6 protein-coding genes are annotated in these 6,889 nt (G+C 66.7%); 5 read left to right on the top strand and 1 reads right to left on the bottom strand.

Annotated elements, in window-relative coordinates; all coding sequences use genetic code 11:
* The coding region (gene aceE / locus J1C73_RS22995) for a pyruvate dehydrogenase (acetyl-transferring), homodimeric type (RefSeq protein WP_207318089.1) at positions 1 to 2,712 on the bottom strand (2,712 nt) is incomplete at its 3' end.
* Between the two features lie 529 nt (positions 2,713 to 3,241).
* On the opposite strand from aceE, the gene J1C73_RS23000 reads away from it, so the two are divergent.
* The 5 genes from J1C73_RS23000 to J1C73_RS23020 form a co-directional block, all read left to right on the top strand.
* The gene (locus J1C73_RS23000; protein WP_123470661.1) at positions 3,242 to 3,679 is read left to right on the top strand and encodes a DUF3052 domain-containing protein; all 438 of its coding nucleotides are present in this window, start codon (positions 3,242 to 3,244) and stop codon (positions 3,677 to 3,679) included.
* A 185-nt stretch (positions 3,680 to 3,864) separates the two neighbouring features.
* The gene (locus tag J1C73_RS23005; protein WP_207318090.1) at positions 3,865 to 4,323 is read left to right on the top strand and encodes a peroxiredoxin; all 459 of its coding nucleotides are present in this window, start codon (positions 3,865 to 3,867) and stop codon (positions 4,321 to 4,323) included.
* Positions 4,324 to 4,473: 150 nt separating this feature from the next.
* On the top strand, positions 4,474 to 5,049 hold the full coding sequence (locus tag J1C73_RS23010; protein ID WP_207318092.1) for a TerD family protein: 576 nt from the start codon (positions 4,474 to 4,476) through the stop codon (positions 5,047 to 5,049).
* Positions 5,050 to 5,180: 131 nt separating this feature from the next.
* The gene (locus J1C73_RS23015; protein WP_123470656.1) at positions 5,181 to 5,756 is read left to right on the top strand and encodes a TerD family protein; all 576 of its coding nucleotides are present in this window, start codon (positions 5,181 to 5,183) and stop codon (positions 5,754 to 5,756) included.
* 71 nt (positions 5,757 to 5,827) lie between these two features.
* Positions 5,828 to 6,889, top strand: a 1,062-nt coding sequence (locus J1C73_RS23020) for a DUF475 domain-containing protein (RefSeq protein ID WP_207318091.1), incomplete at its 3' end; no start/stop codon positions are given.

Below are 6,889 nucleotides of genomic sequence, written 5' to 3' on the forward strand. Positions count from 1 at the left end.
GGCCGCGGCCACATCCAGCAGGTCATAGCGGTCGACCGCGGTCTTCAGCACCGAACGGTCGATCCTCCCGTCCTTCGCGAGCTCCGTGAGCACCGCCAGGACGATCGACTGGGCGTCGATGTGGAAGAACCGGCGGGCCGCCCCGCGGGTGTCCGCGAAGCCGAAGCCGTCCGCGCCCAGCGACTGGTACGCACCGGGCACCCAGCGCGCGATCTGGTCCGGTACGGACCGCATCCAGTCAGAGACCGCCACGAACGGCCCCTGGGCACCGGAGAGCTTGCGCGTCACGTACGGGACGCGCTGCTCCTCCTCCGGGTGCAGCAGGTTGTACCGCTCCACGTCCACGGCCTCGCGCCGCAGCTCGTTCCAGGAGGTCGCCGACCAGACGTCCGCCCGCACGTTCCACTCGTCGGCGAGGATGCGCTGCGCCTCGACCGCCCAGGGGACCGCCACACCGGACGCCATGATCTGGGCCGGGATCTCGCCCTTCTCGCCGCTGCTGTAGCGGTACACGCCCTTCAGGATGCCCTCGACGTCCACGTCGGCGGGCTCGGCCGGGTGCTGGATCGGCTCGTTGTACACCGTGAGGTAGTAGAAGACGTCCTCGTTCTCGTCCGGGGTCCCGCCGTACATCCGGCGCAGGCCGTCCTTGACGATGTGCCCGATCTCGTACCCGAACGCGGGGTCGTACGCGACACAGCCCGGGTTGGTCGAGGCGAGCAGCTGCGAGTGGCCGTCCGCGTGCTGGAGACCCTCACCGGTCAGCGTCGTACGGCCGGCGGTGGCGCCCAGCACGAAGCCGCGCGCGAGCTGGTCGGCCATCTGCCAGAACTGGTCGCCGGTCCGCTGGAAACCGAACATCGAGTAGAAGACGTACACCGGGATCAACGGCTCGCCGTGCGTGGCGTAGGCCGAACCGGCGGCGATCAGCGAGGCGGTACAGCCCGCCTCGGAGATGCCGTCGTGCAGCATCTGGCCGGTCGGCGACTCCTTGTACGCGAGCAGCAGATCGCGGTCCACCGACTCGTACTGCTGACCCAGCGGGTTGTAGATCTTCGCGCTCGGGAAGAACGCGTCCATACCGAAGGTCCGGTACTCGTCGGGCGCGATCAGCACGAAACGCTTGCCGATCTCCTTGTCCCGCATGAGGTCCTTCAGGACGCGGACGAACGCCATGGTGGTGGCGATCGACTGCTGACCCGAACCCTTCTTCGCGCTCGCGTACGCCTTGTCGTCGGGCAGGGCCAGCGGCTTCGCCCGCACCACACGGGTCGGGACGTAACCGCCCAGACCCTTGCGGCGGTCGTGCATGTACTGGATCTCCTCCGAGTCGCGGCCCGGGTGGTAGTACGGCGGGTTGCCGTCCTCCAGCTGCTTGTCCGCGATCGGGATGTGCAGCCGGTCCCGGAAGCGCTTGAGGTCCTCGGCGGTGAGCTTCTTCATCTGGTGGGTCGCGTTGCGGCCCTCGAAGTTCGGCCCCAGCGTCCAGCCCTTGACCGTCTGCGCCAGGATCACCGTCGGCTGGCCCTTGTGGGCCTTGGCCGCCGCGTACGCCGCGTAGACCTTGCGGTGGTCGTGACCGCCGCGGCCCAGGTGCAGGATCTGCTGGTCCGACATGTCCTTGACCATGTCCCGCAGCCGGGCGTCGTCGCCGAAGAAGTGATCACGGATGTACGCACCCGTCTCGGTGGCGTACGTCTGGAACTGGCCGTCCGGCGTGGTGTTCAGCTTGTTGACCAGGATGCCCGTGCGGTCCTGCGCGAGCAGCGGGTCCCAGGAGCGGTCCCAGACCAGCTTGATGACGTTCCAGCCGGCGCCGCGGAACTGCGACTCCAGCTCCTGGATGATCTTGCCGTTGCCGCGCACCGGGCCGTCGAGGCGCTGGAGGTTGCAGTTGACGACGAAGGTCAGGTTGTCCAGGCCCTCGCGGGCGGCGATGGAGAGCTGGCCGAGCGACTCCGGCTCGTCCATCTCGCCGTCGCCGAGATACGCCCAGACGTGCGAATTGGAGGTGTCGGCGATACCGCGCGCCTCCATGTAGCGGTTCATCCGCGCCTGGTAGATCGCACCGAGCGGGCCGAGGCCCATCGAGACGGTCGGGAACTCCCAGAAGTCCGGCATCAGCCGCGGGTGCGGGTAGCTGGACAGGCCGTTCGGCGCCTTCGACTTCTCCTGGCGGAAGCCGTCGAGCTGCGCCTCGCTCAGCCGGTCCAGCAGGAAGGCGCGGGCGTAGATCCCGGGCGAGGCATGGCCCTGGAAGAAGATCTGGTCGCCGCCCAGGCCGTCGTCCTTGCCGCGGAAGAAGTGGTTGAAGCCCACGTCGTACAGCGAGGCGGAGGAGGCGAACGTGGCGATGTGACCGCCCACGCCGATCCCCGGACGCTGCGCCCGGGACACCATCACGGCCGCGTTCCAGCGGGTCGCGTTGAGGACCTTGCGCTCGACCTCCTCGTCGCCGGGGAAGAACGGCTCGTCCTTCGTGGCGATGGTGTTCACGTAGTCCGTACTACGCATCTCCGGCACGGCGACACGCTTCTCGCGCGCACGCTCGATGAGCCGGAGCATGAGGTAGCGGGCCCGCTCGCGGCCCCGCTCGTCGACGGCGGCGTCGAGGGAGTCGAGCCATTCCTGGGTCTCTTCGGGATCAAAATCCGGGACCTGACTCGGAAGGCCGCCAATGATGATCGGGTTGCGATCGGATCCGGAAGCCACGCGTGTTCCTTCGCTGTTCGGTGCTGCGCTACGGGGCCTGGTTGAGGGAGTCACGCCCCCGGGATGTGTACACGTACGCCATCCCATCGTGTACCGCGAGGGCGCAAACGTCATCTCTACCCAAAGGTAACCGGCGGCTTCCCGGAGACGGTCCCCAAGGGTCCGGATGGGCCGCGGCGCAGCGGGTACCGGGGAGGCAGGACGCGTCGGGAGGGCGCGTCGGGCAGGATGGGTCGGGCGAAACCGCAACCATACGCCCAAGGCGTGCAAGTGTTCCCAAACACTGCTCGACTCCGATTGCCGGACCGAAACGGCATAAGCTGTTCAAGGACGTAAAGGGTGTGGACGGTAGCGCGGGCTCCGGCAAGGGGCCGCCGACAGTGCGGCGACGTGGCACGAAACGTCACCGTTTAGGCGGTCTCGTGCGCTGGGTACTTGCGCGATCCGCCGCTCCCGTGTGGACTACGGCCAACGCCCCGCGTACGCGCGTGGCTGCAGCATTTTCCGAAACATGATCAGGAGGCAACCCGTGAGCGCGACCGCGGACCACGCGGAGGAGCGGACCAACCCGGCAGCACGCCTGGGGTTCGAGCCCGGACAAGTGGTCCAGGAGATCGGCTACGACGACGACGTCGAGCTGGAGCTCCGTGAGGGCATTGAGGCCACTATCGGCCAGGAACTCGTCGATGAGGACTACGACGACGTCGCAGACGTCGTCCTGCTCTGGTTCCGCGACGAGGACGGCGACCTTACGGACGCGCTGGTGGATGCCATTGGTCTGCTCGAGGACGGCGGTACGGTCTGGCTGATGACGCCGAAGACCGGCCGTGACGGATACGTCGAGCCGAGCGACATCAACGAGGCTGCCCAGACAGCCGGTCTCGCCCAGACCAAGAGCATCAGTGCGGGCAAGGACTGGACGGGCAGCCGTCTGGCCACGCCGAAGGCGGCCAAGGCCAAGCGCTGAACCGCACTCGCCCCTGAAGGCCCCCGACGGCAGCCCGCCGCCCGGGGGCCTTCGTACACCCGTGGCACGGCCGGGACACCGCAGGATGAGCTTCTGCGGGTGCCGCGCGGCCGCCGGGAGCCTCTGCGTAGGGTGGGAGTCACCCGGACAGCCCAGCCCGGCGACGTAGCGAAGGGACGCGTTTCATGGCGATCGAGGTCGGCACCAAGGCCCCGGATTTCGAGCTGAAGGACAATCACGGCCGGACCGTGAAGCTCTCCGAATTTCGCGGCGCCAAGAACGTGGTGCTGCTGTTCTACCCGTTCGCTTTCACCGGCGTCTGCACGGGTGAGCTGTGCGCCCTGCGCGACGAGCTGCCCACGTTCGAGAACGACGACACGCAGCTGCTCGCCGTCTCCAACGACTCCATCCACACTCTGCGCGTCTTCGCCGAGCAGGAGGGCCTCGACTACCCGCTGCTCTCGGACTTCTGGCCGCACGGCGAGACCTCGCGGGCGTACGGCGTCTTCGACGAGGAGAAGGGCTGCGCGGTGCGCGGCACCTTCATCATCGACAAGGAGGGCGTGGTGCGCTGGACCGTCGTCAACGGCCTGCCCGACGCGCGCGACCTCAACGACTACATCAAGGCGCTCGGCTCCCTCTGATCCGAGTTCCGGGCGATCTGCGGGCGACCCCCGGCCAAAAGCCTGTTTTGGCCGGGAACCGGTCACTAGGATCCACTCGTTGATCCGATGCCAACGCAACGTGGAGGCGCCGGCACCGGCCGGCCCCCAAGGAAACCAATGGGAGGACTCATGGGAGTCAGCCTCAGCAAGGGCGGCAACGTCTCGCTGACCAAGGCCGCGCCCAACCTGACCGCGGTCATCGTGGGTCTGGGCTGGGACGCTCGTACCACCACCGGCGGAGATTTCGACCTCGACGCCAGCGCCCTGCTGACGAACGCCGAGGGCAAGGTCGGCAACGACGGCAATTTCGTCTTCTTCAACAACCTCAAGAGCCCCGACGGTTCCGTCGAGCACACCGGTGACAACCTCACCGGTGAGGGCGAGGGCGACGACGAGGTCGTCAAGGTCAACCTGGCCGGTGTCCCGGCCGATGTCGACAAGATCGTCTTCCCGGTCTCGATCTACGAGGCCGAGTCGCGCCAGCAGAGCTTCGGCCAGGTGCGCAACGCGTATATCCGCGTGGTCAACCAGGCCGACAACAGCGAGCTCGCCCGCTACGACCTGAGCGAGGACGCCTCGACGGAGACCGCCATGGTCTTCGGCGAGCTGTACCGCAACGGTGCGGAGTGGAAGTTCCGCGCCATCGGTCAGGGCTACGCCTCGGGTCTGCGCGGCATCGCGCAGGACTTCGGCGTCAACGTCTAGACAGCCGATCCGGGGCCGCGCCCGCGGGGCGCGGCCCCGGGCAGGCACCAGCACGTCCCGTCCGGCGCCGCACCCTGTGCGGCGCCGGACGCGCTCAAAGACGGTTCATTCACTCGGGGAGGACACACACCATGGGCGTCACACTCGCCAAGGGAGGCAATGTCTCCCTCTCCAAGGCCGCACCCAATCTCACCCAGGTACTGATCGGGCTCGGCTGGGACGCACGATCCACCACGGGGGCCGACTTCGACCTCGACGCCAGCGCGCTGCTGTGCCAGTCGGGACGGGTGCTCGGTGACGAATGGTTCGTGTTCTACAACAACCTCACGAGCCCCGACGGCTCCGTGGAGCACACCGGTGACAACCTCACGGGTGAGGGCGAGGGCGACGACGAGTCGGTCATCGTGAACCTCACGCAGGTGCCGGCCGGCTGCGACAAGATCGTATTTCCGGTCTCGATCCATGACGCGGACAATCGCGGGCAGACATTCGGCCAGGTCAGCAATGCGTTCATCCGGGTGGTGAACCAGGCCGACGGCCAGGAACTCGCGCGTTACGACCTGAGCGAGGACGCCTCGACGGAGACCGCGATGATCTTCGGTGAGCTCTACCGTTATGGCGGCGAGTGGAAGTTCCGTGCAGTAGGGCAGGGGTACGCGTCGGGGCTGCGGGGCATCGCTCTAGACTTCGGGGTCAACGTTTCGTAAAGCCGCGCTCGGCGCGGGGGAGCCCCGTGCACACCGGGGAGAGACCCGTTACATAAATGATGGGGTAGCCAGTGCTTCTGAAAACCTTCGGCTGGTCGCTCGCGATTACCGCGATCGGCCTGGTCGCAGCGTGGTTCTACGGGGGGTGGGAGGCCTTCGGAGTGGTGGCGATCCTCTCCGTCCTGGAGATCTCGCTGTCCTTCGACAACGCGGTGATCAACGCCGGAATCCTGAAGAAGATGAATGCCTTCTGGCAGAAGATCTTCCTCACGGTCGGTGTGCTCATCGCGGTCTTCGGTATGCGGCTGGTGTTCCCCGTCGTGATCGTGGCCATCACTGCCAAGCTGGGTCCGATCGAAGCCATTAAGCTTTCCTTCAACGACGCGGACCGCTACCAGGAACTGGTCACGGACGCCCACCCGGCGATCGCCGCGTTCGGTGGCATGTTCCTGTTGATGATCTTCCTCGACTTCATTTTCGAGGACCGTGACATCCAGTGGCTGCGCTGGATCGAGCGCCCGCTCGCCAAGCTCGGCAAGGTCGACATGCTGTCGGTCTGCATCGCGCTGATCGTCCTGCTGATCTCGGCCATGACGTTCGCGGGCAACGCGCATCAGCACGGCGGCGGACACGCGGACAAGGCGGAGACGGTTCTGCTCGCGGGCATCGCGGGTCTGATCACCTACCTCATCGTCGGCGGACTCTCCGGCTACTTCGAGAACAAGCTCGAAGAAGCGGAGGAACGCGAGCACGAGGAGGAGGAAGAGGCCCAGCGCACCGGCAAGAAGCTCTCCGCGGTCGCACTCTCCGGCAAGGCCGCGTTCTTCATGTTCCTCTACCTGGAAGTGCTCGACGCGTCCTTCTCGTTCGACGGCGTGATCGGCGCCTTCGCCATCACCAACGAGATCGTGCTGATGGCGCTGGGTCTCGGTATCGGTGCCATGTACGTCCGTTCGCTCACGGTCTACCTGGTCCGCCAGGGCACCCTGGACGACTACGTCTACCTGGAGCACGGCGCGCACTACGCGATCGGCGCGCTGGCCGTCATCCTGCTCGTCACGATCCAGTACGAGATCAACGAGCTCATCACCGGTCTCGTCGGGGTCGTCCTGATCGGCTGGTCGTTCTGGTCG

Source organism: Streptomyces laculatispora, assembly GCF_017353455.1.
Lineage (GTDB): Bacteria > Actinomycetota > Actinomycetes > Streptomycetales > Streptomycetaceae > Streptomyces > Streptomyces laculatispora.

Coding starts and splice junctions, on each gene's coding strand:
- J1C73_RS23005 (WP_207318090.1), top strand. CDS start 3,865: ATGGCGATCGAGGTCGGCACCAAGGCCCCGGATTTCGAGCTGAAGGAC.
- J1C73_RS23010 (WP_207318092.1), top strand. CDS start 4,474: ATGGGAGTCAGCCTCAGCAAGGGCGGCAACGTCTCGCTGACCAAGGCC.
- J1C73_RS23015 (WP_123470656.1), top strand. CDS start 5,181: ATGGGCGTCACACTCGCCAAGGGAGGCAATGTCTCCCTCTCCAAGGCC.